Here is a 25,184-nt window from a genome sequence, read left to right on the forward strand (position 1 = left end):
TGGCGGCTCAGCCGAAGGAGACGCTGACGGCAGCCGGCGGCGCGCGTCGCAACAGCACGGGGCGAAAGCGCCGGTCTTGCGCCAGCGAGCGGCTGTAGCGCGCGACCCACCGCAGCGCCATCCAGAAGCCGAGGCCTCCGCCCAGCAGGCTCAGCCACTCCGGACCGCCGGGCGTCGGGGGCGCTGCCCACAGCAGCGGCAGATGGCGTCCGAGGACGGCCCCCAGAATCAAGCCGAGCAGCGGGGCGAGATAGGCCGCTGCAGCAGCCCGCAGCATGGCCCCTTCGGGCACGCCGACGATGACCTGATCCCCGGTGGCCACGTCGAGACTGTTGGCGACTTCCAATCGCAGCGGGCGCCGGCCCAGGAAGCGATCCAGCAGCGACGTGCCGCAGCCCGCGGCGGCACTGCAGCTGCCGCAGGTGCTGCTGCGCACCGCCTCGACCCATGCAGTGCCGTGGGTCGCGCGCACGACTGTAGCTTGTTCTTCGATCAAGGGCGATTCATCCCGGCGGGCTTCTTCTATGGCAGCAGGTATGGCAGCAGGATAGGTCGGCGCGGCGGCGCGCGCAATGCGCAGCAATCAGCCGCCGGCGACGGCACCGCGCCAGGCGGGCGCAACACCCGGGCGCAACGCCCGAGCGCAGGATACGCCTCGCTCACGGAGAATCCGCAACCTCGATATGCTCCAACACCATCTGCGCAGTCGCCGGTGGCACCTCCCCCACCACGGTGACTTGATGGCCGCCGACCCGCCCGCCAGCAGCGGTGACGGCGCCGAGCCGGGATTGTCCCATCAAAGCGCCGTGCATCGGGGGCTCCACGTAGATGGAGAAGGACGCCAGGCCGTCGCTGGCCACGCGCTGGTGGATGTCCTTGCCGTCGTCCCGCACCAACCGATCGCGGGAGATGATGCGAAAGCCCGGCGGCAGCTGCGTCGCCACGACGCCCGCTTGCTGCGGCGCCTCAGCCTCCGACCCGGTCATCGCTGCCGGTGCTTGCGACGGCGCATCCACCGGGGGCGCAAAGGCTCGCTGGCCGCCGGCAGCGTCGAGGTCGATATCGATGTCCGTAAACATGATCTGCTGGATCGCTTGGCCGTCGCCGGTGAGCAGGTCCACTTTCAGCGGCAGGCCGCTCGCTTCGTCGATGTAGAAGCGGTAGCCGTAGCGATAGTCGTCCTTCGCGTGCACACCCACTACCCTGGTGTCGCGACCGGCGATGCGAAAACGCCCCAGGGACTCGATCCGATAGTGTCTGCGCAGCTGCGGGAAGTCCAAGGGCACACTGCGCAGGAAGCGGCTGTGCCCGTGGCCTTTGCGGACCGTGAGCGGCGCGGCGTCCGGCAGCATGCAGGTGACCCCCTGCGCATGGCGGGAGAGTGCGCGCACCGGCCCTGTCAGCGACAACAGGCTGTCACCCGGCATTCCGTTGTTCAGGCGGTGACTCACACGCAAAGCCGCCAGGTCCCCGCCGTGGAGGTAAACCAGCGTGCCTTCGAACTGGACCTGCTCCAGCGCCTGATTCATGCGCTCGAGCAACAGGCGCGGGTCGCCGCCGGCATGGGCGCTTGCCGTCCACAGCAGCCAGAGCGAGGCCAGGGCGGCTAGTGGCAGGGGTCGCAGCTCGCGCCGCACGCGACACCAGAGCCGCATCGGCGCGCCAACGCGTGCTCGGACCGTCGGCATGGTCGCTCGCCGCATTAGGGCCGACGCTCGTAGCCGATGACCGCGGCGTAAGCGGCGACGCCCGAGCGGCCGATTCCTGCGGCTTGCTCTTGGTGCGTCACCAACAGCCGGTCGAGTCTGGCGCGCACGGCGGGATCGGGCTGCTGCCAGCGCTCCGCCGTATCGGCTGCCGCGAGACGGGGCGTATCCAGATACGGCAGCAACGGGCTCCTCAGCACGACGGCGAGGCCCAGCACCAACAGCCCTGCGGCGACGGCTCCCACCACCGGCCGCCGCATCCAGTTGGCGGCGCGCGTCGTCGACGACACCGCCGGTACCCGACTGTCGTCATCAATGGACGCCCGCACCCGTGCGGCCGTCTCCCGTGCGGCGATGTCGTTCGGCTCGTGGCGCAGCGCGCGACCGATCACGTGCCAGCGCTCCCAACGCCCGGCCAGATCCGGCGAGCGCATCAAATCGTTGACGGCGGCGGCGGCCTCAAACCGACCGACCTCACCATCCATTAGGGCCGAGACACGCTGCCGCTGCTGCTCCGTGCTCATATCGAACCCCCGGAAAAGGCTTTCAGTTGTGTGACGATGGTCTTCTGCGTCGGCTGCACATCATGCCGACTGCGCTCGGACCTTCAAGGACCGGCCGCGTCGGGCGGGCGGCCTCTGCATTTGCGTTGATCCGGCGCAGCCCCGTCTCAGGACATCAGCAGGGGCCGCAGCCGCTTGTCGATCGCCTCCCGCGCCCGAAAGATGCGTGAGCGCACCGTGCCGATGGGGCAGGACATGGCCGTCGCGATTTCCTCGTAGCTCATGCCTTCGAGCTCGCGCAGGACGATGGCCGTGCGCAGGTCCTCCGGCAGGCCGTCCAGCGCGGCCTGCACGTTCTCGGCGATCTCGTCGGTGAGCAGCTCGCGCTCCGGCGTCGCTTGCTCGCGCAGACGGATGCCAACATCCATCTGCTCCGCCACCTCGGCCTCGACGTCATCGCCCGGCGGCCGCCGACCCTGGGCGACCATATAATTTTTCACCGTGTTGATGGCGATGCGGTAGATCCAGGTGTAGAACGCACTTTCGCCCCGAAAGCCCGGCAGCGCACGGTAGGCCTTCAGGAAGGCCTCCTGTGTCACGTCCATGACTTCGTTGCTGTCGCGCAAGTAGCGGGCGATCAGCGCCGACACACGCTGCTGGTACTTGAGCACCAACAAGTCGAAGGCACGCCCATCGCCGCGTTGCGCCCGCTCCACCAGCGCCTGGTCCGCTTCCCGCTCACTCATGGCGCCTCCCGGCACCGCATGAGCGGCGAGCCGGACCGCGCCTGTTGCATGTTGCCATTGACACTCACCAGCACAGTTAAGTTCGCACGCCGCCGCATCCAGACTGACACAGCGCAAAGCCAGCGCCCCGTCGCGTGTAGGCTCGCGCACCGTCAGCGACGCGCGCCACCCGAGTTGATGCTCAGCTACATGCGGGCAAACCATTGCATCAAAATGGGTCTCTTGCGGTTTTTCAGGCTTTGACCATGCTATATCGAAACATGTCAAAACTTTGTCTACCCAGAAACCAGACGCAGTACTCGAGCCGCCAAACAAAGGCTGAGCCGCCAGGCCTCGCGACCTTGACCGATCCACGGGCCGCCAGCAGTTACGCTAGCTTGTGCCGCGCGCACCCCGGCTCAGGACGAGCCGCCTGCCCACCGTGCGGCCCCGGCTGCCGATGCTGCGCCCTGTCGTGCGATGATCGCCGTAACCCCATCCTCGGACCCGCCCATGACGACACCCCACCGCCACGACGTGCTCATCATCGGCAGCGGTGCCGCCGGTTTGAGCCTGGCACTCAGGCTCCACCCCGAGCTCAACGTCGCTGTTCTATCCAAGCGCGAGCTGCGCGAAGGCAACACGCTCTACGCCCAAGGCGGTATCTCGGCCGTGCTGGACGCCGCGGATTCGGTGGAGTCGCACGTGCAGGACACACTGAGCGCGGGCGCCGGACTCTGCGACGAGACCATGGTGCGCCTCGTGGTCGAGCAGGGCCCGCAAAATATCCGCTGGCTGCTGGGCGAAGGGGTGCAATTTACCCGTGGCGAGCAATACCGAGACGCCGAGGGCTATCACCTGACGCGCGAGGGTGGCCACTCCCACCGCCGGGTCGTGCACGCCGCCGATGCCACCGGACGCGCCGTCGAAGACACCCTCGAAGGGCAGGTGCGGGCACGGTCCAACGTGGATCTGTTCGAGCACTATACCGCCATCGATCTCATCGACGCCCTGCGCGTCGGCGCCGACGAGCACCGCTGCATCGGCGCCTACTGCCTCAACAGCGTCAGTGGTGAGGTGGAGACCTTCCTCGCGCGCTTCGTGGTCATCGCCACCGGCGGCGCCAGCAAGGCTTACCTCTACACCAGCAACCCGGACGTGGCCACCGGTGACGGCATCGCCATGGCCTGGCGGGCCGGCTGCCGCACCGCCAACATGGAGTTCATCCAGTTCCACCCGACCTGTCTCTACCACCCCAAGGCCAAGTCCTTTCTCATCACCGAGGCCCTGCGCGGCGAAGGCGCGCGGCTGCTGCTGCCGAACGGTGATCGGTTCATGCCGCGCTTCGATGAGCGGGCCGAGCTGGCGCCGCGCGACGTCGTCGCCCGCGCCATCGACCACGAGATGAAGCGCATCGGCAGCAAGTACGTGCTGCTGGACATCAGCCACCGCGAGCCAGAATTCATCCGCGAGCACTTCCCCACCATCCACGCCCGCTGCCTAGAGCTCGGCATCGACATGACCACCGAGCCCCTGCCGGTGGTGCCGGCGGCGCACTACACTTGCGGCGGCATCGTCACCGACGCGCGCGCCCGCGCCGACCGCCCCGGGCTCTACGTCATCGGCGAGGCCGGCTACACCGGCCTGCACGGCGCCAACCGCATGGCCAGCAACTCGCTGCTGGAGTGCCTGGTGTTCGGCGAGCTGGCGGCGCAGGACATCGAATCCCTTGCCGACGGCTGGCCCGAGCCCCCGGCGGCCCCGCCCTGGGATGCCAGCCGCGTCACCGTGCCGGACGAAGAAGTCGTCATCTCCCACAACTGGGAGGAGCTGCGGCGCTTCATGTGGGACTACGTCGGCATCGTGCGCACCAACAAGCGCCTGATGCGCGCCAAGCGCCGCATCGACCTGCTGCGCCAGGAGATCATCGAGAACTACAGCGACTTCCGCGTCGACACCGACCTGCTGGAGCTGCGCAATCTGGTGGAAGTCGCCGACCTCATCGTCCAATCCGCCCAGCGCCGCCGCGAGAGCCGCGGCCTGCACTACACCCTGGATCACCCGCTGCCGGACGCGACCCAGCTGAGCCCGACGCTGCTGATTCCGGATCGGTATCGGCCGCGGCCGGAGCGGTGGCTAGGTTAGGTTGCGCTGCTTGACGAGGGTGGAGCAGTTAGCGAAGCTAACCGGCCTGTCAAAGACAGCCGCCGTCGAGCGGGCCGTCGACCAGTTGCTCGCCGAGACCGTCGCTCCGGCAAATTCGGCCGCCCAGATGGCAGCCCTTCTTCAGCAGATCGACCGCCTCCCCGACCGCGCCGACGCCTTCGATCCGTTGGATTGGGATAGTCACGGTCTGCCCCAGTGAGCGCCGCTGGCGTGATCGTCGCCGATATCTCAGCGCTGGTGGCGATTGTCTTTGCCGAGCCCGACCGCCATGCCTTTCTCAGGGCCATCCAGGAGGCCGACAAGGTCCTGCTCACCAGCGTATCGGCCGTGGAGACCCGCATGGTCGTACACGGTCGAAGCGGCGAGCCCGCGGTCGTGCTGCTGAACGATCTTCTGCGGCTGCCAGACTTCGAGATCGTTCCGCCCGGACCGCCGGAAGCGGATGCCGCGTTCGCCGCATCCATTGCCTACGGCAAAGGCAGCGGGCACCCAGCCAGGCTCAATTTCGGCGACATCTTCAGCTACGCTCTGGCCAAGGTGCGTGGCCTGCCCCTTCTGTTCAAAGGCCAAGATTTCTCCCAGACCGACATCGCCCCGGTGCCGGGCTCGGACCCCTGATACGGATTCTCGCGGCAAATTGCCCCTTGTCGCTTTAACAATCTTGGTTCAGCCCGTCGTTAGCTACCAGGTCATCGCCACGCTCAAGGAGCCGAACCGCCGCCGCGTCCGCATCCCGCCCTTCGACGCCATCGAGCTGACGCTCGACCAGGTGCTCGGCGGCGGGCAATAGCGCCGGCGGCAGCACAGCAGGGGTCGGCGGCGGAGCGCTTCCGCGAGGCGAGCCCGGCCATAGGCTGACCGCCAGGGTCGACGCTTGACTGACGGAGTGCGTCAGAGATTGGCGGCGGTCAGCTCCTCGCGCAGGACGCGACGTAGCGTTGTCTCGAGGTCGGCGCCGCTCTTGCGCTCGATGTGCTCGCGCAAGGCCTCATTGATGAGGCTCTGGTAGTTGCCGCCGCCGCGAACCCGTCCGCGGAACCACTCGATGATGTCCGGATCGAGACGGATGGTGATCCGCTCCTTGTTGCTCTTGACGATGGCGCCGCGCTGGCTGTCGGTGAAGTCGTACTCGTCGCGCATGGGTTCAGCCTTGCTCGTAGTGCCGGCGCTCGGCAGGCGTTGCCGGGCGCGCGGAGATGAGGCGGATGATCTGGTGGTCGGGTTGGGCGTAGACCACCAGCAGCACGCGGCCGAAGGCGTCCGTACCGGTGATCAGGAAGCGCTGCTCCGCGTGGTGGTCAGGGTCCCGCATTGAGCAGGACAGGTCGTCGTAGAAGACTTCCACCGCATCCGCGAAGTCGACTCCGTGCTTGCGCCGATTCGCCTGGCGCTTGATCTCGTACCACGCGAAGTCGATATCCGTGAGCCCGAGTGTATGCACAAACGCCCGACTTGACCAGCAGCAAGGCCACGGCCCGTCGTTCTAGTGCATCAGGAGTGCAGCGGCGACGGCCTGGCCCAAGGCGAGCCCGCCGTCGTTGCTCGGCACGCGGTGGTGGGTGAGCACGTCCAGACCCGCTGCCCGCAGCCGTGCGCACAGCGCTTCGAACAGGGTGCGGTTCTGTAGCACGCCGCCGGACAAGGCGACGGTCGCTACGCCATGGGCCGCCGCCAGCTCTACCGACAGCTCGGTCAGTGCATCGGCGAGGCCCCCGTGGAAGCGCGTCGCCACCTGCCTCGCATCGGCGCCGGCGGCGAGGTCGTCGCACAGGGCCCGCCACATGGGCGCCGGGTCCAGTACGCGTGCACCGGCCTGATCCGTGAATGCGAACGGATAGCCGGTGGCTTCTTCCAGGGGGCCGCAATGGGTCTCCAACTCGATGGCCGCCTGGCCCTCGTAGGCGATGGCGTCCGTGCAGATGCCCACTGCCGCCGCGACCGCATCAAAGAGCCGCCCGCAGGACGATGTCAGCGGGGCGTTGATGTCGCCCGCCAGCATGCGTCGGAGCAGCCCGACCGGGCGTGCGGCCAAGTCCTGTGCCAAAGGCAGGTCCGCATGCTCGAGCACGAAGGTATCCCAGCCGAAGGCGGCGTCCAGATGGGCGAAGAGCATCCGCCAGGGCTCCAGGATGGCCTTGCTGCCCCCCGGCAGCGGCACTTGTCGCAGATGCGCGACCCGGAGCAGGTTCGTATACCCGCCGACGAGCCACTCCCCGCCCCAGACGCTGCCGTCGTCGCCGTAGCCGGAGCCGTCGAGCGCGACGCCGAGCACAGGCGGACCGTCCGCCGGCCATTGGTTGTCCGCGAGCACGGCGGCGATGTGGGCGCGGTGGTGCTGGAGCTCGAGGACGGGCACACCAAGCTCCGCGCCCAGACCCCGGCCCACCCGGGAGGCGTGATAGCTCGGGTGTGCGTCCACGGCCACCGCGGCGGGCTTGTGCTCGTAGAGCCGGCGATAGAGCTCGATGGTGTGCTCGAACTCCCGCGCCGTGGCGGCGTCATGGAGATCGCCCAAGTGCTGGGAGAGCACGGCCTGGCCGTCCTGGAGCAGGCAGAGAGTGTTCTTGAGCTCGCCGCCCATGGCGAGCACCGGCGGCAGCGCCGCCATGGCCTTCGGCAGAGTCAGGGGCGCCGGCGCAAAGCCGCGGGCGCGGCGCAGCAGCCGCGGGGCGCCGTCCATGATGCGCGCCACCGAGTCGTCCACGCGGTTGACGATGTCGCGGTCGTGCAGCACGAGCACATCGGCAATGCCCCCGAGGCGTCGGCGGGCGTCGGCGTTGTCGATGCACTGGGGCTCGTCGCTGCGGTTGCCGCTGGTCATCACCACGGGCCGATCCCAGTCCGCCAGCAGCAGGTGGTGGAGCGGGCTGTAGGGCAGCATGAAGCCGAGCGTCGTCTGCGTCGGCGCCACCCCCGGAGCGAGACCGGCCGGCGCCCGCGCCGGCAGCAGCACGATGGGCGCCGCCGGCTGCGCGAGCAGCTCTGCCGAGCCCGGCTCCAGCTCGGCGTAGCCGGCGATGACATCCAGGTCGCGGGCCATCAGCGCAAAGGGCTTGGCATAGCGGCCCTTGCGGCGGCGCAGCTCGGCGACCGCCTCGGCATTGGCGGCGTCGCAGGCGAGGTGGAAGCCGCCGATGCCTTTGATGGCCAGGATGCGGCCTGCCGCCAGCATCGCGCTCGCGGCGGCGAGCGCGTCCGCGGCACCCGCGGCGGTCGGGTCCAGCGCGTTACCCGCGGCATCCTCCAGCCAGACCCTGGGTCCGCACACCGGGCAGGCGTTGGGCTGGGCATGGAAGCGCCGATCTGCCGGGTCCTCGTATTCGCGCTGGCAGGCCGGGCACATGGGGAACACGGCCATGCTGGTGTTGGCGCGGTCGTAGGGGATGGCGCGGACGATGGACAGCCGGGGGCCGCAGTGGGTGCAGTTGGTGAAGGGATAGCGATGGCGGCGATCGGCGGGGTCGGCGATCTCCGCCCGGCAGGCCGGGCAGGTGGCGGCGTCCGGCACCACGCCGGTGTGCACGCCGGTGGCGGCGCTGTGCTCGATGACGAAGTCGGCCCCGACCGCGCCGGCTCCGCCCCAGACGCTCCGCTCGATGCTGTCGATGCGCGCGAGCGGCGGCTGTTCCGCCCGCAGCCGCCGGCACAGGGCGTCGATGGCGGGCGCGGAGCCCGCCGCACGGATCAGCACACCGTCGCCGTCATTGCGCACGCTGCCGGCGAGCCCGAGCGCCCGGGCCAAGCGCCAGACTGTGGGCCGGAAGCCGACGCCCTGCACCAGTCCGCGCACGCGGATCAGCGCGCCCGCGTCGTCGGATGCGGACTCGCCCTGCGGTGCTGGTGTCTTCGCCATGTCGCTATGGACCAGCGCGCTGCGCTGATGATTCCCGGACTCGATATCGCAGGAGCTCTTCGTGATCTGCGTGTGCTTCGTGGTGAACTGCTCTTACCAGGCTTAAGAGAAGCTCTCGCAGCGGCCTTGATCATAACTCCGACCGCCTTGGGCGCTGACTGCGTAGTCAGGCCATACTGGCCTGCCACAATCAAGGTTGAAAGCCCCGGCTACGCAGGGTGCGCCCGCGGGGCTTGGTCGTCAGCGCGACCGGTAGGGTGGACGAGCGACAGCGAAGTCCACCCCGGGCCACTGGTGGACGGAGCTGCGCTTGTCCACCCTACGCCCTACGACCTAAGCCCTGCACCTGCCCGAATGGTCGGAGCTGTGATCGAGGCCCTCGGAGCGCCGCAGGCGCGCACAAAAAACGCGGCCTTGGCGCCAGCCAAGGCCGCGTTCTTGTTTGGTCCGGGCGGCAGGATTCGAACCTGCGACCCCCACAACCCCATTGTGGTGCGCTACCAGACTGCGCTACGCCCGGAAGCCGCCCAGTATACGCAAGCAGCCCCGGCATCTGCAATATTGCGAAAGCCCGCTTGCGCGGACGCGGCCTGCTAGTGCTGCCGCCGCTTCAAGTCGTGCAGCAGGTCTTCGAGCTCCAGGCGCATCTGGCGGATGATCTGGTGGCTTTGTGAGCTGTCGTGCTTGGCGTTCTCCCCGGAGAGCTGTTGGCGCGCGCCGCCGATGGTGAAGCCCTGCTCGTAGAGCAACGAGCGGATTTGGCGCACCGTGACCACGTCATGGCGCTGGTAATAACGGCGGTTGCCGCGGCGCTTGACGGGCTTCAGCTGCGGGAACTCCTGCTCCCAGTAGCGCAGCACGTGCGGCTTGACGTCGCACAGCTCGCTGACCTCACCGATGGTGAAATAGCGCTTGCCGGGGATCGGCGGAAGATCGTCGACGCTATCGGTCGAGTCCGGCATAGGCTTCGACCCGCGACTTGAGCTTTTGGCCGGGTCGGAAGGTCACCACGCGGCGGGCCGTGATGGGGATCTCCTCGCCGGTTTTGGGATTACGCCCGGGGCGCTGCTTCTTCTGCCGCAGATCGAAGTTGCCGAAGCCCGAGAGCTTGACTTGCTCACCGCCCTCCAGCGCCGTACGGATCTCTTCGAAGAAGGATTCGACGACCTCTTTCGCCTCGCGCTTGTTGAGGCCGAGCTCCTCGTAGAGGTACTCGGCCATGTCTGCCTTCGTCAATGCCATAGAGCGTCTCGTTGCAATGCTGCCTGCGGCGGTGGCGTGGCTGAGCTGGCAGCGCGCGGGTCGGAGCCAGCAAGCCCAGGGGCATCGCGGCCGGGCCGCGACGGCTGCGTCAGGCCCGCAGCTCGGCCCCGGTGTCGCGGCGCAGGGCCGCTAACACCCGCTTGACGACCGCGGCCACGTCATCATCCGTAAGTGTCTGAGAAACGTCTTGTAAAATCAATCCCAACGCCATGCTTTTTCGACTTGAATCGACCTTTTCGCCAACGTACACATCAAACAGCACCACTTCGCGCAGCAAATCGCCGGCGGCGGCTTGTACAACATGGCGCAAAGTCTCGAAGGTGACGTTGGCGTCGACGACAATGGCGAGGTCCCGGCGGATGGACGGGAACTTGGACAACGCGTCGAACGCCGGCCGCGGTCCGCCGCCGAGCCCCGCCGTGGCGAGCTCGAACAGCTGCACCGTCGCCGGCAGGTCGAGCTGCGCGGCCAGGGACGGGTGAATGGCGCCGACCCAGCCCAAGGCGTCGCCGTTGCGCTCCAGGCGCGCGCACTGCCCGGGGTGCAGTGCCGGATGCTCGGCGTGCTCGAAGCGCACCGCCTCGGCACAGCCCGCCACAGCCAGCAGCGCCTCCACGTCCGCCTTGACGTCGAAGAAGTCCGTCTCGCGCCCCGGTGCGCCCCATTGCTCCGGCAGCACAGGCCCCACCGCCGCCCCGGCCAGCATGGGCTCCTGGTGCAGGTCCTCGCCGTCCGGGCGAAAGCGCAGCCCGGCCTCGAACAGCCGCACCCGTGACTGCTGCCGGGCCAGGTTCTGGCGCAGCGCCTGCAGCAATCCGGGCCAGAGGCTGGTGCGCATCACCGACAGCTCCGCGGATAGTGGGTTGGCGAGCGCCAAGGGGGTCTGATCCGGATCGACGAGCCGCATCAGCTCCGGGCTCACGAAGCTGTAGGTGACGGCCTCGAACCAGCCGCGATCCAGCAGCAGCCGCCGCGAGCGCGCCGGGTCATAGGCCATCTCCAGCGGCGCCCGGGTCACCGCAGCGGAGCGGGCATGGGTGACCGGGATGCGGTCATAGCCGTGCACCCGCCCGAGTTCGGCGATGACGTCCACTTCCAGCTGGATATCGAAGCGGCTCGCCGGCGGCACGGCCTGCCAGCCGTCATCGGTGGCCGTCAGCTGCATGCCGAGTCGCCCGAGGATGTCCGTCACCGCCGCGTCCTCGAAGCCCAAGCCCAGCACCTGCTCGATGCGGCGGCGGCGCAGCGCGATCGCCGGCGGCTCGGGCAGCTGATCGGCGGCGGCCGCCGCCACCACGGGGCCGGGCTCGCCGCCGCCGGCCGCCAGCAGCAGCGCCGTGGCGCGCTCCATGGCGCGGGCGCAGCCGGTGGGGTCCACACCACGCTCGAAGCGATGAGAAGAGTCCGTGTGCAGTCCGTAGCTGCGCGCCTTGCCGGCGATGGCGGCGGGGGCGAAGAAGGCGCTCTCCAGCAGGATGTCGCAGGTGCCCGGGCCGACGGAACTGTCGGCACCGCCCATGATGCCGGCGAGCGCCAGCGCCTTGGCGCGGTCGGCGATCACCAGGGTGTCCGCCCGCAGGGTCGCCGTCTCGCCGTTCAATAGAGCCAGCGTCTCCCCGTCCCGGGCCAGGCGCACCGTGATGCCGCCGTCGACTCGCGCGAGGTCGAAGGCGTGCATGGGCTGCCCCAGCTCCAGCAGGACATAGTTGGTCACGTCCACGGCGATGCCGAGCGGGCGCAGGCCGCTGCGGCGCAGGCGCTCCTGCATCCACAGCGACGTCGGCGCACGCAGGTCCACGCCGCGCACCACCCGGCACAGGTAGCGCGGGCAGGCCGAGGGCGCCGTCAGCTCGACGGGCACGGCAGCGTCGATGGCCGGCGGCACCGGCGCCATGCGCGGTGCGCGCACGTCCACGCGGTTCAGCACGCCCACGTCCCGGGCGACGCCGGCGACGCTCAGGCAGTCCGCCCGATCCGGCGTCAGGTCCAGCTCGATGCATTGGTCGTCCAGCGCCATCCAGGCGCGCAGGTCTTCGCCGACAGGGGCATCGCCGGGCAGCACCATGATGCCCTCGGCGCTCTCAGCGAGGCCGAGCTCCGCCGCCGAGCAGATCATGCCGTGGGACTCTACACCCCGCAGCTTGGCGCGCTTGATCTTGAAGTCCCGCGGTAGCCGCGCGCCGACGGTGGCCACGGGCACGCGCTGGCCGGCGGCGACATTGGCCGCACCGCAGACGATGCCGAGCAGCTCGCCGTCGCCGGTGTCCACCTGACAGACGCGCAGCTTGGCCGCGTCCGGATGCGGCTCCACGGCCTGCACATGGCCGACGACAACACCGCTGAAGGCCGGGGCCGCCGGCTCCAGGGCATCCACTTCCAGTCCGGAAAGGCTCAGCTGATCGGCGAGGGCTTGGGTGTCGAGCGGCGGGTCGACCCATTCCCGCAGCCAGGCTTCGCTGAAGCGCATGGATCACATCTCCACTGAGGCAAGCGGCTCTGCGCGGCGCCGCAGCTCTATTAAGGGGGCGAAGCCCGCTCCACCGCGGGCGCTGGGCGCTGGGCGCCTGACTCCGCACGGCTGCAATTGGAACTGCCGGCGCTTCGTCGTCGTCGGCGCAAGCGTCCGTGTCAGGGAGCCCGATCATCGACAACGATGACGATACTCACCCGCGGCTCGCTGACGCGTGCGACGCCGCTGTCCGGCCCGATTACGCGAACTGCCGCAGGAAACGCAGGTCGTTCTCGAAATACAAACGGATGTCGTCGATGCCGTAGCGCAGCATCGCCAGACGCTCGACGCCCATGCCGAAGGCATAGCCGAGCCAGCGCTCGGCGTCGATGTCCACGTGGCCGAGCACCGCCGGATGGATCATGCCGCAGCCCAGCACCTCCAGCCAGCCGCTTTGTTTGCAGACCCGGCAGCCGCTGCCGCCGCATTTGACGCACTGCACGTCCACCTCGGCCGAGGGCTCCGTAAACGGAAAATACGAGGGCCGAAAGCGCAGCTTCAGCGCGTCGTCCTCGAAGAAGTTGCGCAGGAAATCGTAGAGCACGCCCTTCAAGTCGGCGAAAGTCGCCTGTTCGTCCACCAGGAAGCCTTCCACTTGATGGAACATGGGCGTGTGGGTCAGATCCGAGTCGCAACGGTAGACCCGCCCCGGCGCGATGACCCGAAACGGCGGCTCCCGATGCTCCATGACCCGGATCTGCACCGGCGAGGTGTGGGTGCGCAGCAGCCGGCCGTCCGGAAAATAGAAGGTGTCGTGCATCGCCCGGGCGGGGTGATGCGCCGGGATGTTGAGGGCCTCGAAGTTGTGGTAATCGTCCTCGACCTCCGGGCCCTCCTCGACGCTGAAGCCGGCGTTGGCGAACAGCTGGTCGATGCGCTCCAGCGTGCGGGTCACCGGGTGGGCGGCGCCGATGCGCTGACCGCGGCCCGGCAGGGTGACGTCGATGCGCTCGGTGGCGAGCCGCGCCGTCAGCCCCGCCTGCTCCAGCTCGGCTTTGCGGGCCTCCACCGCCGCTTGAAGCTCCGCCTTGACCCGGTTGATGGCCTGCCCGGCGGCCGGTCGCTCCGTTTTCGGGAGGGTGCCGAGCGACTTGAGCTGCGCGGTCAGGCGGCCCTGCTTGCCGAGGTATTCGACCCGAACGCTATCCAGCGCTGTCAGGTCGCCGGCGGCCGCAATGGCCGCGAGAGCGGCGCGATGCAGGGCATCGAGGTCGGTGGCGTTGCCGTCGCTCATAGGTCCTGATTCGTAGCGCTGGAAAAGTAGGCGCTGGGACTGCTCTGGAGTTTGGCTCTAGGGCAGGCGCAAACGCCACCCCCTCGAGCGACGCCGGTACAACGCCGCAGGTACTGCCGGGAGCGTGCCTCGCCGGCCGTCGAGCCCGTGTCAGTGAGGGCCGGCAGCGCGCGGCCAACCCAGGCCGAGCGCCGGGCCAGTGCGGCGCGCTGCACCTGCTTGCCGAGCGCGGGCCCCGCAGGATCGCGCTAGCCGAGCGCCGCCTTGGCCTGCTCGGCGATGGCCGAGAAGGCGGCTTCGTCGTGATAGGCGATATCGGCGAGCACTTTGCGGTCCATGTCGATGCCGGCTTTCTGCAGGCCGTTCATGAAGCGGCTGTAGGACAGGCCGTTCATGCGCGCGGCAGCATTGATGCGCTGGATCCACAGGGAGCGGAAGTCGCGCTTGCGCTGGCGGCGGTCGCGATAGGCGTACTGCCCGGCCTTGATGACGGCCTGCTTGGCGACCCGGTAGACCTTGCTGCGGGCACCGTAATAACCCTTGGCCTCCTTCAGGACCTTCTTGTGGCGGGCGTGAGCGGTGACGCCGCGTTTGACTCTTGGCATGGGACGGACCTCCGGCTAGCAGTAAGGGATCATGCGACGCGCCGCGCGCACATCGGCCTGGTCGAGCAGGTGCGATTTGCGCAGATGGCGTTTGCGCTTGCTGCTCTTCTTGGTGAGGATGTGCCGGCGGTGCGAGGCGATGCGCTTGAAGGCGCCGGAGGCGGTGCGGGCGAATCGCTTCGCCGCGCCGCGGTTGGTCTTGCGTTTGGGCATTTGGATTCTCCGTCTATTAAGCCAAAACCGGGCTGCCGCTCGGTTTTCGGCTTATCGGGTTTTGGATGCGGCTTGCCGGAAGCCCTGGCCCGGGGCCGCTGGTTGTGGGCTCGCGCTACCTGCGAGCCTTTGCTGCCGGCGCGCTTGGCGCACCGGCGCGACCGGCGCGATGCGCCGGCGCTATTTCTTGCGCGGCCCCAGCACCATGACCATTTGCCGCCCTTCCATCTGGGGCTGCTGCTCCACGGTGCTGATGTCCGCGAGGTCGCTCTCCACGCGACGCAGGAGCTCGAGCCCCAGCTCGCGGTGGGCGTGCTCGCGACCGCGAAAGCGCATGGTCACCTTGGCCTTGTCCCCTTCGCTCAGGAAGCGCTGCAGATTGCGCAGCTTGACCTGGTAGTCGCCGATGTCGGTTCCGGGACGGAACTTGACCTCCTTGACCTGTACCTGCTTCTGCTTTTTGCGCGCCTCGGACTTCTTCTTTTTCTGGTCGAACAGGAAGCGTCCGAAATCCATGAGCCGACAGACCGGCGGCTCGGCATTCGGCACGATCTCCACCAAATCGAGACTGGCCTCTGTGGCCTTTTCTTTGGCGGTGCCGAGGTCCACAACCCCGACCTGATTCCCGTCCGCGCCGATCAGGCGGACCTCCTGGGCCGTGATCTCGTCGTTGACGCGATTGCGTTTTGGTGCAGCGATAGCAGGCTCCTCCTTACGGAACTCGAAACAAGCAAGCGAACGGGGCGCGATAGTCACCCGGCCGTCGCCGAATAGCCCCCGGGCCGGGGGCGATGCGCTCAGGTCCGCTCGGCGACGGCGGCGCTCAGGATGTCGATGCAGGCCGTCACCGGCATCGCGCCATGGTCCCGCCCCTTGCGATCTCTGACGGCCACCTCGCCCTGCTCCACCTCGCGGTCACCGACCACCAGCAGGTAGGGTACCCGTTGCAGCGTGTGGGCGCGGATTTTATAGCCGATCTTCTCATTCCTCAAGTCGAGCTCCACGCGGAATCCCTTGTCATGCAGCGTCTTAGTGACCTCGCGCACGTAATCGGCCTGGCGGTCGGTGATGTTCATGACCACGGCCTGCACCGGCGCCAGCCAAACCGGCATGACGCCCGCATAGTGCTCGATGAGGATGCCGATGAAACGCTCCATGGAGCCGAGGATCGCGCGGTGGATCATCACCGGCACCTGGCGGGTGTTGTCTTCGGCGACATACTCGGCCCCGAGCCGCCCCGGCATGGAGAAGTCCACCTGGATGGTGCCGCACTGCCAGGCGCGGCCGATGCTGTCGTGCAGCGTGAACTCGATCTTGGGCCCATAGAAGGCGCCTTCCCCCGGCTGCACCTTGAAATCCAGACCCTTGTCGCGCAGCGCCTGGTCCAGCGCCGCCTCGCCCTTGTCCCAGAGCTCGTCGCTGCCGACACGCTTATCGGGGCGCAGGGACAGCGCCAGCTCGATGCTATCGAAGCCGAAGTCCCGGTAGGTCTCGAAGACCATGTCGATGAGAGTCGCCACCTCCGCCTGGAGCTGATCTTCGGTGCAGAAGACATGGGCGTCGTCCTGGGTGAAGCGGCGCGCGCGCATGAGCCCGTGCAGGGTGCCCGAGGGCTCGTTGCGGTGCACGACGCCGAACTCCGCCAGGCGCAGCGGCAGGTCGTGGTGGCTCTTCAGACCCTGGTTGAAGATCTGGATGTGCCCGGGGCAGTTCATGGGCTTGATGGCGAAGTCGTGGTCGTCCAGCTGCGTCGTGAACATGTCGTCCGCGAACTTCTCCCAGTGGCCCGAGCGCTCCCACAGCGAGCGGTCCAGCACCTGCGGCGTCTCGATCTCCTGGTAGTCGTACTCGTCCAGCTTGCTGCGCATGTAGCGCTCGACTTCGCGGTAGATGACCCGACCCTTGTGGTGCCAGAAGGCCATGCCGGGGGCTTCATCCTGGAAGTGGAACAGGTCCAGCTGCTTGCCGAGCTTGCGGTGGTCGCGCTTCTCGGCCTCTTCCAGGCGGTGCAGATAGGCCTTGAGCTCCTTCTTGTCGCGCCAGGCGGTGCCGTAGATGCGCTGGAGCATCTCGTTGCCGGCATCGCCGCGCCAGTAGGCGCCGGCCAGCTTCATCAGCTTGAAGCCCTGCCCCAGCTTGCCGGTGCTCGGCAGGTGCGGGCCGCGGCAGACGTCAAACCACTCGCCCTGGCGGTAGACCGAGACGTCTTCGCCCTCGGGGATGTTCTCGTCGATGATCTGGACCTTATACGCCTCGCCCAACTCGCCGAAGACGCGCTTAGCCTCCTCGCGGTCCCAGACCTCGCGCTGAATCGGTAGGTCGCGCTTGACGATCTCGTGCATCCGCTGCTCGATGGCTTCCAGGTCCTCCAGCGTGAAGGGCTCGTCGCGGGCGAAGTCGTAGTAGAAGCCGTTCTCGATGGCGGGGCCGATGGTGACCTGGGTGCCGGGGTAGAGCTCCTGCACCGCCTGGGCCATCACATGCGCGGCGTCGTGGCGCAGCAGTTCCAGGGCGTCCTCGTCGCGGCTGGTGACGATGGCCACCTCGGCGTCGTCATCCACCACAAAGCTCGCATCCACCAGCCTGCCGTCAACGCGCCCGGCAAGGGTGGCCTTGGCGAGCCCGGGGCCGATACTCGCGGCGATATCCTGCACCGTCACGGGGTGCTCGAAGCTCCGCACGGAGCCGTCGGGGAGGGTGATCTGGGGCATGGCTGCTGCCTCGACTGCGTTCAGTGGCGATCGATACGAGGGATCGCGTGATTCGGCTTCGCCCCCATCGCCTCGGGCCGCCGATGAAGGCGACGAGCGCGACACTGCATCCGGGGCCTTGGTAGAAAAAGGAAGGCCGCCAAGCCCAGGAGGCCGGCGGCCCGAGTGTGGTAGGCGCGAGTGGACTCGAACCACCGACCCCCACCATGTCAAGGTGGTGCTCTAACCAGCTGAGCTACGCGCCTGCAAGCTGCGCACTATAACCCGGCCCGGCGCATCCACGCAACGGTATGGGCATGATCGCATGATCCGCCCCCTGGCCGTCTTGCACCTATTGCAGCATCAGGCTAGCATACAGCGTATGTCGCAGCCGACCGGTGTCCGAACATGCGCATCAACGCCCGTCTCGACAACAACGCGGCGGACAAGCTCGACTATCTCCAGCAGCAGACCGGCCTTAGCCTATCTGACGTGGTGCGGGAATCCATCGAGCACTACTACGCCGAGGTCCGCCACCGGGCCGAGCGCGACGCCGCGGGCCTGGACGCGCTGGTGGGCGCCTTCGATGGCAGCGCTGACGCCCCCACCGATCTGTCCGCGGACTACAAGCGTTACCTCTGGGCCGACGACTCGGCACCGGACAGCGGCGATGACGGCCAAACTAGCCGCGCCGCCGGATGATCATCGCCGACACCGGCTTCTGGGTCGCGCTGCTGTTCCGGCGCGACAGCCACCATGCGCTTGCCGCCGAAGCCTATGAGCGCTTCCGGGGCCAGCTCATCACCACCTGGCCCATCCTCACCGAGACCAGCCATCTGCTCGCACGGCGCGTCAGCCCCGATGCCGCGCCTGCGCTGCTGGAGCGCGCCGGACGCGCCTTCCAGGTCTGGGACCTGCCGCCGGATGCGCCGGCGCGGGCGGCACTGCTGATGCGCCGCTACGCCGCACTGCCCATGGACTTGGCCGACGCCTCCGCCGTGCTGCTCGCCGAGCACCTCGGCGACGGCCGCATCCTGAGCACGGATCGGCGCGACTCCCGGGCCTACCGCTGGAAGCAGCGCGAGCCCTTTCGCAATCTGTTGCTGCCGGATTGAGGAAGTCCCCGCCGGCGGCGATGTGCAGCCTGTGCACGAGCCCGCCTGCGGCGGGCGGCCGAGTGAAGCTCGGCACCCCCAGGGCGCCCACGCTTCACGCCAGCCATGGGCCAGCGCCTGAGCCGCTAGGCTCGCGCTCTCTCGTGACACCGCTCCGCGGTGTCACGCATCGGGTGGATAAGCGAAGCGTATCCCCCGTGAGGCAGGACTGCGTCCTGGGGAGCTCTCCGAGGCGCGTCGCGACAGGCGCCCTGTCCTGCACGATCCGATCCGGCGCATGCTAGTCTCGACTCAAGCCGGCCGTCGGGAATCACGCCCCACCATGCCCACAACCGCCGCAGACAACGCCGCCCATGCTGCCACCGAGCGCCGCGCCGGCGCCGACCTGGCCGACCCTCCGGACTTTGTGGAAGACACCGACCGGACACTCACGCCGGGCTCCGAAGACGGCCGATACGTCTCCGAGCAGACCTACTGGGAAGACTACTACTTCGAGTCCGACATCCAATACGAATGGAATAATGGCCGCGTGGAGGAGAAGCCGGTGTCCGACTACGCGACCATCCTGGTCTACCAATGGCTGATGGCGCTGCTCAGGCATTACCTGAAGGCCCGGCCCATCGCCACCTACGTGACGCTGAACATGGGCTTTCGCCTGCGGCTGCCCGGCCGGGTGGTGGTCCGCAAGCCGGACTTCGGGGTGGTCCGTCACGACAATCCGCAGCCGCTGCTGCCCCACGACGCGAGCTACCACGGCGTGTTCGACCTCTGCGTCGAGGCCCTGCCCGAGCTCAAGCGGCGCGACATCGAGCGCGATGCCGTCACCAAGAAGGGCGAATACGCCGCCGCCGGCGTGCCCGAGTACTACATCCTGCATGCCGACCCCGAGCACCAGGCTTTCTTCACCCGCACCGAGTCGGGCCTGTACGTCCCCATCGAGCCCGCCGACGGCGTCATCCACTCGCAGGTGCTGCCGGGCTTCCGGTTCCGCGGCTCAGACCTGACCGCGCAGCCCGACGACGAGGCGCTGCGCGATGATCCGGTGTATGCCGACTTCGTGTTGCCGGGCTGGCGAGCGGACCGCGAGCGGGCCGAGGCCGAAGCTGCCCGCGCCGAGGCCGAGGGCGCGGCGCGGGCCGACGCGGAAGCCCGCGCCCGCGACGCCGAGGCGGCCCTCGCCCGCCTGCGTGCCCGGCTCGACGACGCGCAGGGCGACTGACGCGCAACCCGCGGCGGCAGCAGGGCTTCAGCGGAGCGGCCCAGGCTGTGCCCCGTCGTCGAACAGCCGCTCGGCATTGCCGTGCGCGAGCTTGTCGGCCACCGCCGGCGGCAGCTGTCCAAGCCAGCCGCGGATCTCCGCAGCGACTTCGTCGAACCGCCGCCAGCGGCGGGTCCAGAAGGTGTCGACACCCACCAGCACGCGATCGGCGTGCTCCGTGAAGAACGCCCGCCATTCGGGCTTGAGCCGCCCCTGCTCGTCCACGAAGCGCCCATCGCGCACCGAGGTATCCGCGTATAGGTTTGGGTGTCGGGCCAGCACAGGTGCGATGGCCTGCGGTCTCGGCTTGGTGCCCAAGTGTGCCCAGAGTACGGTAACCCTGGGCCGGCGCGCGAAGACGGCATCGATAACTTCAGCATCGCCGTGGATCTGCAGCATCAGCCCCCGCTCGGCGGCCATGTCGGCCAGCGCCATCAGCACCGGGCTCTGCGCATCCTCGGCGAAGATGTGCAGCTCGCCGATGCCGCGGTAGATGCCGCCCGCCGCGTCCAGCAGCTCGGCGACCCGCTCCGGCAGGGTCTTATCGTGCATCCAGTCGCGCTTAGCGCCCGGTGCGTTGTAGACATTCAGAAAGGGGATGATCCGCTCGGGGGCTGCCGCGTGCAGGCGCTCCACGGCGCTGGTGGGCATCCCGGAGACCACGGCGCGAGTGACGCCGCCGGCATCGAAGATGGCGATGATCTCCGTCGGCGGCAGCGCGGCAACATCGATGCCGGTGTAGTGCAGGTGGGCGTCGAACAGCGGCGGCTGCGGCGGCCCGGCGGGCGCGCTGCTGCCACCGGCCAGCAGCGCAGCGGCGAGGGCGCAGGCCGGCAAGCACCGGCGACGCGAGCGCGGGACATCAGATCTACCGGCGGGGCCTGTGTCTGGCATCGAACATTCCCAAGGACGGTTTGGCCGCGGTTGTGCCACAGCGGGCCGCCCCCGACAATCGGCCCGATCCATTGAAAAACCCATGCAGAGGCACAGTGACCATGATCTTCAAACAGCTCCTGGAGGCAGACTCCTCCACCTACACCTATCTCATCGGCTGCGAGGACACCCGCCAGGCCATCCTCATCGATCCGGTGCTGGACACCGTGGAGCGCGACCTGCAGGTGCTGAAGGACCTGGGCCTGACCCTGACCGCCACGCTGGAGACCCATGTCCACGCGGACCACCTCACCAGCGCCAAGCGCCTGAAGGGCCGCACCGGCTGCAAGACGGCCTATCCGAAGATGCTCGGCCTGCCCTGCCAGGACATCGGCGTGCAGGAGGGCGAGACCTTCGCGGTCGGCTCGGTGAGCCTGCATCCGCTATTCACGCCGGGCCACACCGATCACCACCACGCCTATCTCATCGACACGCCGATTCAGAAGTTCGTCTTCACCGGCGATGCGCTGCTCATCGAGGCCTGTGGGCGCACGGACTTCCAGTCCGGCAGCGCGGGGGATCTCTACAACAGCATCCACAACAAGCTGTTCTCGCTGCCGGACGAGACCCTGGTCTACCCGGGCCACGACTACGAGCACCGCTTCGTCTCCAGCATCGCCCAGGAGAAGGCGCGCAACCCGCGCTTGGGCGGCGGCCGCGGCAAGGAAGACTTCGTGGCGCTGATGGACGGGCTCGACCTGCCCTACCCGCGCAAGATCGACTTCGCCGTGCCCGGCAACGAGGCCTGCGGCGAGTGCCCGGCGGACGTGCCGGAGCAGTTCCGCGGGCCCTGTGCGGCGAGCGATCAGGGCTGAGGCAAGCCGCGAGGCCGCCGGCTTTGGGCCAGCGACGCCAAGTGACTGTCACCCAAGGCTGCTCATCGCACGCCGACCCGTGCTAGGCTCGGCCAGGCCCCTGCAATGGGAGATCAAGTCCATGTCGAGCACCGCCGTCGCCGATCCCCGCATCGCCGGACCCGACGACCCACCGCCGACACCGGAGTCGGAAGCGGGTCGCCTCGTCTCCGAGGACACCTACTGGCGCGACTACTACTTCGAGTCCGACATCCACTACGAATGGAACGACGGCCGCCTGGAGGAGAAGCCGGTGTCCGACTACGCGACCTATTGCGTCTGCCACTGGCTCCTGCTACTGCTGAGCCATTTCCTGAAGACGCGGCCCATCGCCAGGCATGTCGGGCTGGAGATGGGCTTTCGGATGCGCCTGCGCGACCGCGTGGTCATCCGCAAGCCGGACCTCGGCATTGTGCACAACGACAACCTGCAGCCCCTGCTCTTCCACGACAGGAGCTACCACGGCATTTTCGACATCTGCCTGGAAGGACTGTCGGATCAGGACCGGCGCAGCATCGAGCGCGACACCCTCACCAAGAAGGCGGAGTACGCTGCGGCCGGCGTGCCCGAGTACTTCATCCTGCACAGGGAGCCCAAGTACCAGCGCTTCTACCGCCTGAACGACGCGGGCATCTATGCGCCCATCGAGCCGCAGGACGGCGTCCTCGCCTCCCGGGTGCTGCCCGGCTTCCAGTTCCGGCTTTCCGACCTCGTCGAGCAGCCCGAGGATGAGGCACTGCGCGATGACCCGGTGTATGCGGACTTCGTGCTGCCCAAGTGGCGCGAGGACCGCGAGCGGGCGGAGGCCGAAGCGCAGCGGGCCGAAGCTGAAGCCCAGCGGGCGGCGGCCGAGGCCGAGCGCGCCGAGGCCGAGACCAACCGCGCCGATGCCGAAGCCGAGGCCCGCGCTGAGGCCGAGCGCCGTGCCCGGGAGGCCGAGGCCGAGCTGGCCCGACTGCGGGCGCAGACGGGGGATCGGGACGGTGCCTGAGCGTCGATGGCGTCTGTTGGTGTCGCCTCGGATGGCATTGCCGAGTGGGATACCGATACCTATACCTACAACGATATCGATTTCGAGACACTCAGCGAGCTCGACCCATGACCACCATCCGCCAATCGGACCTGATCCAGAGCGTCGCCGACGCCCTGCAATACATCAGCTACTACCACCCGCCGGACTACATCCGCGCCCTCGACCATGCCTACGAGGCGGAGGAGTCGGCGGCCGCCAAGGACGCCATGGCCCAGATCCTGGTCAACTCGCGCATGTGCGCCGAGGGCCATCGTCCCATCTGCCAAGACACCGGGTTGGTGGTGGGCTATGTCAAGGTGGGCATGGACCTGCGCTGGGACGCAGACTGGGACGCCAATGCGGGGCTTCAGCAGCTGGTGGACGAGGGCGTGCACCGCGCCTACACCCACCCGGACAACGTGCTGCGGGCCTCCATGGTGAGCCCGCCCTTCGGCGCCCGCAAGAACACCGGCGACAACACCCCGGCCATGGTGCACGTGGAGCTGGTGCCGGGCGACCAGCTCGACGTGCGGCTCGCGGCCAAGGGCGGCGGCTCCGAGAACAAGTCCCGGTTCACCATCCTGAACCCGAGCGACAGCCTGGTGGACTGGGTGCTCAAGACCCTCCCGACCATGGGCGCCGGCTGGTGTCCGCCCGGCATGCTCGGCATCGGCATCGGCGGCTCCGCCGAGAAGGCCATGCTGTTGGCCAAGGAGGCGCTGCTGGAGGACATCGACATCCACGAGCTGAAGGCCCGCGGCCCCGAGAGCGCCGTCGATGAGCTGCGGCTGGAGCTGTTCGAGAAGGTCAATGCCCTCGGCATCGGCGCCCAGGGGCTCGGCGGGCTGACGACGGTACTGGACGTGAAGGTCAACACCTTCCCGACCCACGCCGCGTCCCTGCCAGTGGCCATCATCCCCAACTGCGCCGCCACCCGGCACATCCATTTCCAGCTCGACGGCACCGGCCCCGCGGAGCTGACACCGCCAAAGCTCGAAGACTGGCCGGCGCTCGACTACGACCCCACCGCCGGCGCCCGCCGCGTGGACCTCGACAGCGTCACCCGCGACGACGTCGCCGCCTGGGAGCCCGGCGAGCGCCTGCTCCTGTCCGGCAAGCTGCTGACGGGCCGCGATGCCGCCCACAAGCGCCTGAAGGATCTGCTGGATCGCGGCGAGCCCCTGCCGGAGGGCGTCGACCTCACCAACCGCTTCATCTACTACGTCGGCCCCGTGGACCCGGTGCGCGACGAGGTGGTGGGCCCCGCCGGCCCTACCACGGCCACGCGCATGGACAAGTTCACCGAGCAGATCCTGGCGCAGACCGGCCTCATCGGCATGATCGGGAAGGCCGAGCGCGGACCAGCCGCCATCGAGGCCATCAAGCGCCACGGCGCCGTGTATCTGATGGCCATCGGCGGCGCGGCTTACCTGGTGGCCAAGGCCATCAAGTCGTCGCGGCTGGTCGCGTTCGAGGACCTCGGTATGGAGGCCGTCCGCGAATTCGAGATCGAGGACATGCCGGTCACCGTCGCCGTGGACAGCCGCGGCCAGTCGGTGCATCAGACAGGCCCCGCGGAGTGGCGCTCGCGGATCGGCAAAATCCCGGTGGCCGTCGAGTAGCGCCGACGCCCGCTCCGCCCCTCACCGCAGAGCGGCGCACGACGCCTGGCACCGCAGAGCGATGCCACGAGACGCGATGCTCTCTGTCTCGTGACACCGCTCCCGCGGTGTCACGCGCCGCCGGGCGCTCCGCGCCCAGACGCCTCACCAGCCCGTGAACACCTCCACCACCCCCTCGCGGCCCTGATAGCTCCGCGCACTCGACCACCGCCAATCCTCCGGCCTGTCCACGAAGCCGCGCTTGACCGGGTTGTTGTGGATGTACTCCAGCTTTTGCCACAGCATTGCTTCCCCCTCGATCCCTTGGGGATGCGAGCCCTCCTGCCAGAACTGATGCGCCCGATCATCCCGGCCCGCTTTGTGGGCGAAGGCCATGCGGTCCAGCAGCCGCGTCGCGCCGTGCCTGCGCAGCAGGTCGATGAGCCGGCGCGCGGTGAACGACTTGAAGGCGCCCCAGGTCTTCGGCAGGTCCGGTGCCTGCGCGACGGCATGCAGATGGTTCTCCAGCACCACGAAGCCATACAACCGCAGGCCGGCATGCTGTTGCTGGTGCGCCCAGGCATCGAACAGCACCTGCGCCGCCTGCGGTCGGGTGAACACCGGGAGCCATTCCACCACCGTGGCGGTGAGGAAGTGCGGACGGTCGTGCTCGGCGAAGCGATAGCGACTGCGGGCCATGGCGATACTCCTTCCGTGCTCGACTGGGATGGAGCTTAGCCTAGGATATGCACGCGTGCTTCAGGGCGCAGAGCGCCTGGCGAAGCGTGACACCGCGGGAGCGGTGTCACGAGCGTACCTGTCGCCGGTGTGGCAGCGGGGGTCGAGCGCGGTGCGGGCTTATGCCGCGTCGCAATACCCGTCAGCACCAGCATGGCCCGCGCCGATGCGGCATACTGCCGACCCCGCCGGTTCCACCGCCGGCT

The 25,184-nt window shown here is 68.4% G+C and carries 27 protein-coding genes and 2 tRNA genes; 10 read left to right on the top strand and 19 right to left on the bottom strand.

The genetic code is table 11. The annotated features are described in order from the left end of the window. Window positions 1-7: 7 nt before the first annotated feature. From CKO31_RS03480 to rpoE, 4 genes are all read right to left on the bottom strand, one after another. Window positions 8-496 carry a SoxR reducing system RseC family protein gene (locus CKO31_RS03480; RefSeq protein ID WP_200234106.1) on the bottom strand — a complete coding sequence of 163 codons (489 nt, stop codon included), beginning with the start codon at window positions 494-496 and terminating at the stop codon, window positions 8-10. A 163-nt stretch (window positions 497-659) separates the two neighbouring features. After that, on the bottom strand, window positions 660-1,688 hold the full coding sequence (locus CKO31_RS03485) for a MucB/RseB C-terminal domain-containing protein (protein WP_200234108.1): 1,029 nt from the start codon (window positions 1,686-1,688) through the stop codon (window positions 660-662). Between the two features lie 14 nt (window positions 1,689-1,702). Then, window positions 1,703-2,230 (bottom strand): sigma-E factor negative regulatory protein, encoded by a 528-nt coding sequence (locus CKO31_RS03490; protein ID WP_200234110.1) that lies wholly within the window; start codon window positions 2,228-2,230, stop codon window positions 1,703-1,705. Between the two features lie 146 nt (window positions 2,231-2,376). Next, window positions 2,377-2,955, bottom strand: a complete 579-nt coding sequence (gene rpoE / locus CKO31_RS03495) for an RNA polymerase sigma factor RpoE (RefSeq protein ID WP_200234112.1) — start codon at window positions 2,953-2,955, stop codon at window positions 2,377-2,379. Window positions 2,956-3,447: 492 nt separating this feature from the next. Between rpoE and nadB the strand changes: the two genes are divergently transcribed. From nadB to CKO31_RS27150, 4 genes are read left to right on the top strand one after another with little or no spacing between them, the layout of a single operon-like run. Beyond that, window positions 3,448-5,079, top strand: coding sequence for an L-aspartate oxidase (gene nadB / locus CKO31_RS03500; protein WP_200234114.1), 1,632 nt, complete (start codon window positions 3,448-3,450; stop codon window positions 5,077-5,079). 19 nt (window positions 5,080-5,098) lie between these two features. Beyond that, window positions 5,099-5,299, top strand: a complete 201-nt coding sequence (locus CKO31_RS03505; protein WP_322789086.1) for a type II toxin-antitoxin system VapB family antitoxin — start codon at window positions 5,099-5,101, stop codon at window positions 5,297-5,299. A gap of 11 nt (window positions 5,300-5,310) precedes the next feature. Further along, window positions 5,311-5,718, top strand: coding sequence for a type II toxin-antitoxin system VapC family toxin (locus CKO31_RS03510; protein ID WP_322789083.1), 408 nt, complete (start codon window positions 5,311-5,313; stop codon window positions 5,716-5,718). Between the two features lie 43 nt (window positions 5,719-5,761). Further along, the gene (locus CKO31_RS27150) at window positions 5,762-5,890 is read left to right on the top strand and encodes a hypothetical protein (protein ID WP_274607686.1); all 129 of its coding nucleotides are present in this window, start codon (window positions 5,762-5,764) and stop codon (window positions 5,888-5,890) included. A 101-nt stretch (window positions 5,891-5,991) separates the two neighbouring features. On the opposite strand, the gene CKO31_RS03515 is transcribed toward CKO31_RS27150, so the two are convergent. From CKO31_RS03515 to CKO31_RS03575, 13 genes are all read right to left on the bottom strand, one after another. Next, window positions 5,992-6,240 carry a BrnA antitoxin family protein gene (locus tag CKO31_RS03515; RefSeq protein WP_200234117.1) on the bottom strand — a complete coding sequence of 83 codons (249 nt, stop codon included), beginning with the start codon at window positions 6,238-6,240 and terminating at the stop codon, window positions 5,992-5,994. A gap of 4 nt (window positions 6,241-6,244) precedes the next feature. Then, window positions 6,245-6,541 (bottom strand): BrnT family toxin, encoded by a 297-nt coding sequence (locus CKO31_RS03520; RefSeq protein WP_322789084.1) that lies wholly within the window; start codon window positions 6,539-6,541, stop codon window positions 6,245-6,247. A gap of 42 nt (window positions 6,542-6,583) precedes the next feature. Continuing rightward, window positions 6,584-8,953 carry a carbamoyltransferase HypF gene (gene hypF / locus CKO31_RS03525; protein ID WP_200234118.1) on the bottom strand — a complete coding sequence of 790 codons (2,370 nt, stop codon included), beginning with the start codon at window positions 8,951-8,953 and terminating at the stop codon, window positions 6,584-6,586. Window positions 8,954-9,396: 443 nt separating this feature from the next. Beyond that, a tRNA-Pro gene (locus tag CKO31_RS03530) sits at window positions 9,397-9,473 on the bottom strand. A gap of 73 nt (window positions 9,474-9,546) precedes the next feature. After that, window positions 9,547-9,915, bottom strand: a complete 369-nt coding sequence (locus tag CKO31_RS03535; RefSeq protein WP_200234119.1) for a MerR family transcriptional regulator — start codon at window positions 9,913-9,915, stop codon at window positions 9,547-9,549. Further along, a complete protein-coding gene (gene ihfA / locus CKO31_RS03540) occupies window positions 9,896-10,195 on the bottom strand; it encodes an integration host factor subunit alpha (protein WP_200234120.1) in 300 nt (99 codons plus the stop codon). The genes CKO31_RS03535 and ihfA overlap by 20 nt, the downstream gene beginning before the upstream one ends. A 109-nt stretch (window positions 10,196-10,304) precedes the next feature. Next, entirely contained in the window at window positions 10,305-12,683 is a 2,379-nt protein-coding gene (gene pheT / locus CKO31_RS03545) for a phenylalanine--tRNA ligase subunit beta (protein WP_200234121.1), read from the bottom strand. 241 nt (window positions 12,684-12,924) lie between these two features. Beyond that, on the bottom strand, window positions 12,925-13,959 hold the full coding sequence (pheS, locus tag CKO31_RS03550) for a phenylalanine--tRNA ligase subunit alpha (RefSeq protein WP_200234123.1): 1,035 nt from the start codon (window positions 13,957-13,959) through the stop codon (window positions 12,925-12,927). A 248-nt stretch (window positions 13,960-14,207) separates the two neighbouring features. Beyond that, on the bottom strand, window positions 14,208-14,564 hold the full coding sequence (gene rplT, locus CKO31_RS03555; RefSeq protein ID WP_200234125.1) for a 50S ribosomal protein L20: 357 nt from the start codon (window positions 14,562-14,564) through the stop codon (window positions 14,208-14,210). A 15-nt stretch (window positions 14,565-14,579) separates the two neighbouring features. After that, the gene (gene rpmI, locus CKO31_RS03560) at window positions 14,580-14,777 is read right to left on the bottom strand and encodes a 50S ribosomal protein L35 (protein ID WP_200234127.1); all 198 of its coding nucleotides are present in this window, start codon (window positions 14,775-14,777) and stop codon (window positions 14,580-14,582) included. 180 nt (window positions 14,778-14,957) lie between these two features. Continuing rightward, on the bottom strand, window positions 14,958-15,533 hold the full coding sequence (gene infC, locus CKO31_RS03565) for a translation initiation factor IF-3 (RefSeq protein ID WP_438873999.1): 576 nt from the start codon (window positions 15,531-15,533) through the stop codon (window positions 14,958-14,960). Window positions 15,534-15,574: 41 nt separating this feature from the next. Continuing rightward, window positions 15,575-17,488: a threonine--tRNA ligase gene (gene thrS, locus CKO31_RS03570; RefSeq protein WP_200234129.1), complete on the bottom strand. Its 1,914-nt coding sequence runs from the start codon at window positions 17,486-17,488 to the stop codon at window positions 15,575-15,577. A 168-nt stretch (window positions 17,489-17,656) separates the two neighbouring features. Beyond that, window positions 17,657-17,733: transfer RNA gene (locus CKO31_RS03575), tRNA-Val, on the bottom strand. A 142-nt stretch (window positions 17,734-17,875) separates the two neighbouring features. Here CKO31_RS03575 and CKO31_RS03580 point away from each other — a divergent pair. The 3 genes from CKO31_RS03580 (at window position 17,876) to CKO31_RS03590 (ending at window position 19,801) form a co-directional block, all read left to right on the top strand. Further along, window positions 17,876-18,169, top strand: a complete 294-nt coding sequence (locus CKO31_RS03580; RefSeq protein WP_200234131.1) for a ribbon-helix-helix protein, CopG family — start codon at window positions 17,876-17,878, stop codon at window positions 18,167-18,169. Continuing rightward, on the top strand, window positions 18,166-18,582 hold the full coding sequence (locus CKO31_RS03585; protein WP_200234135.1) for a type II toxin-antitoxin system VapC family toxin: 417 nt from the start codon (window positions 18,166-18,168) through the stop codon (window positions 18,580-18,582). Before CKO31_RS03580 ends, CKO31_RS03585 begins: the two co-directional genes overlap by 4 nt. 322 nt (window positions 18,583-18,904) lie before the next feature. Continuing rightward, window positions 18,905-19,801 carry a Uma2 family endonuclease gene (locus CKO31_RS03590; protein ID WP_200234136.1) on the top strand — a complete coding sequence of 299 codons (897 nt, stop codon included), beginning with the start codon at window positions 18,905-18,907 and terminating at the stop codon, window positions 19,799-19,801. 27 nt (window positions 19,802-19,828) lie between these two features. Here the strand turns inward: CKO31_RS03590 and CKO31_RS03595 are convergent, their stop codons facing one another. Then, a complete protein-coding gene (locus CKO31_RS03595) occupies window positions 19,829-20,677 on the bottom strand; it encodes an amidohydrolase family protein (RefSeq protein WP_200234137.1) in 849 nt (282 codons plus the stop codon). 158 nt (window positions 20,678-20,835) lie between these two features. Here CKO31_RS03595 and CKO31_RS03600 point away from each other — a divergent pair, with 158 nt between their 5' ends. The 3 genes from CKO31_RS03600 (at window position 20,836) to CKO31_RS03610 (ending at window position 24,261) form a co-directional block, all read left to right on the top strand. Then, window positions 20,836-21,588 (top strand): MBL fold metallo-hydrolase, encoded by a 753-nt coding sequence (locus CKO31_RS03600; protein ID WP_200234177.1) that lies wholly within the window; start codon window positions 20,836-20,838, stop codon window positions 21,586-21,588. 121 nt (window positions 21,589-21,709) lie between these two features. Continuing rightward, a complete protein-coding gene (locus CKO31_RS03605; RefSeq protein WP_200234138.1) occupies window positions 21,710-22,618 on the top strand; it encodes a Uma2 family endonuclease in 909 nt (302 codons plus the stop codon). Between the two features lie 107 nt (window positions 22,619-22,725). Further along, window positions 22,726-24,261 (top strand): fumarate hydratase, encoded by a 1,536-nt coding sequence (locus tag CKO31_RS03610; RefSeq protein ID WP_200234139.1) that lies wholly within the window; start codon window positions 22,726-22,728, stop codon window positions 24,259-24,261. 144 nt (window positions 24,262-24,405) lie between these two features. On the opposite strand, the gene CKO31_RS03615 is transcribed toward CKO31_RS03610, so the two are convergent. After that, window positions 24,406-24,939, bottom strand: a complete 534-nt coding sequence (locus CKO31_RS03615) for an REP-associated tyrosine transposase (protein WP_200234140.1) — start codon at window positions 24,937-24,939, stop codon at window positions 24,406-24,408. Between the last annotated feature and the right edge of the window lie 245 nt (window positions 24,940-25,184).

This window comes from Thiohalocapsa halophila (assembly GCF_016583825.1).
Lineage (GTDB): Bacteria > Pseudomonadota > Gammaproteobacteria > Chromatiales > Chromatiaceae > Thiohalocapsa > Thiohalocapsa halophila.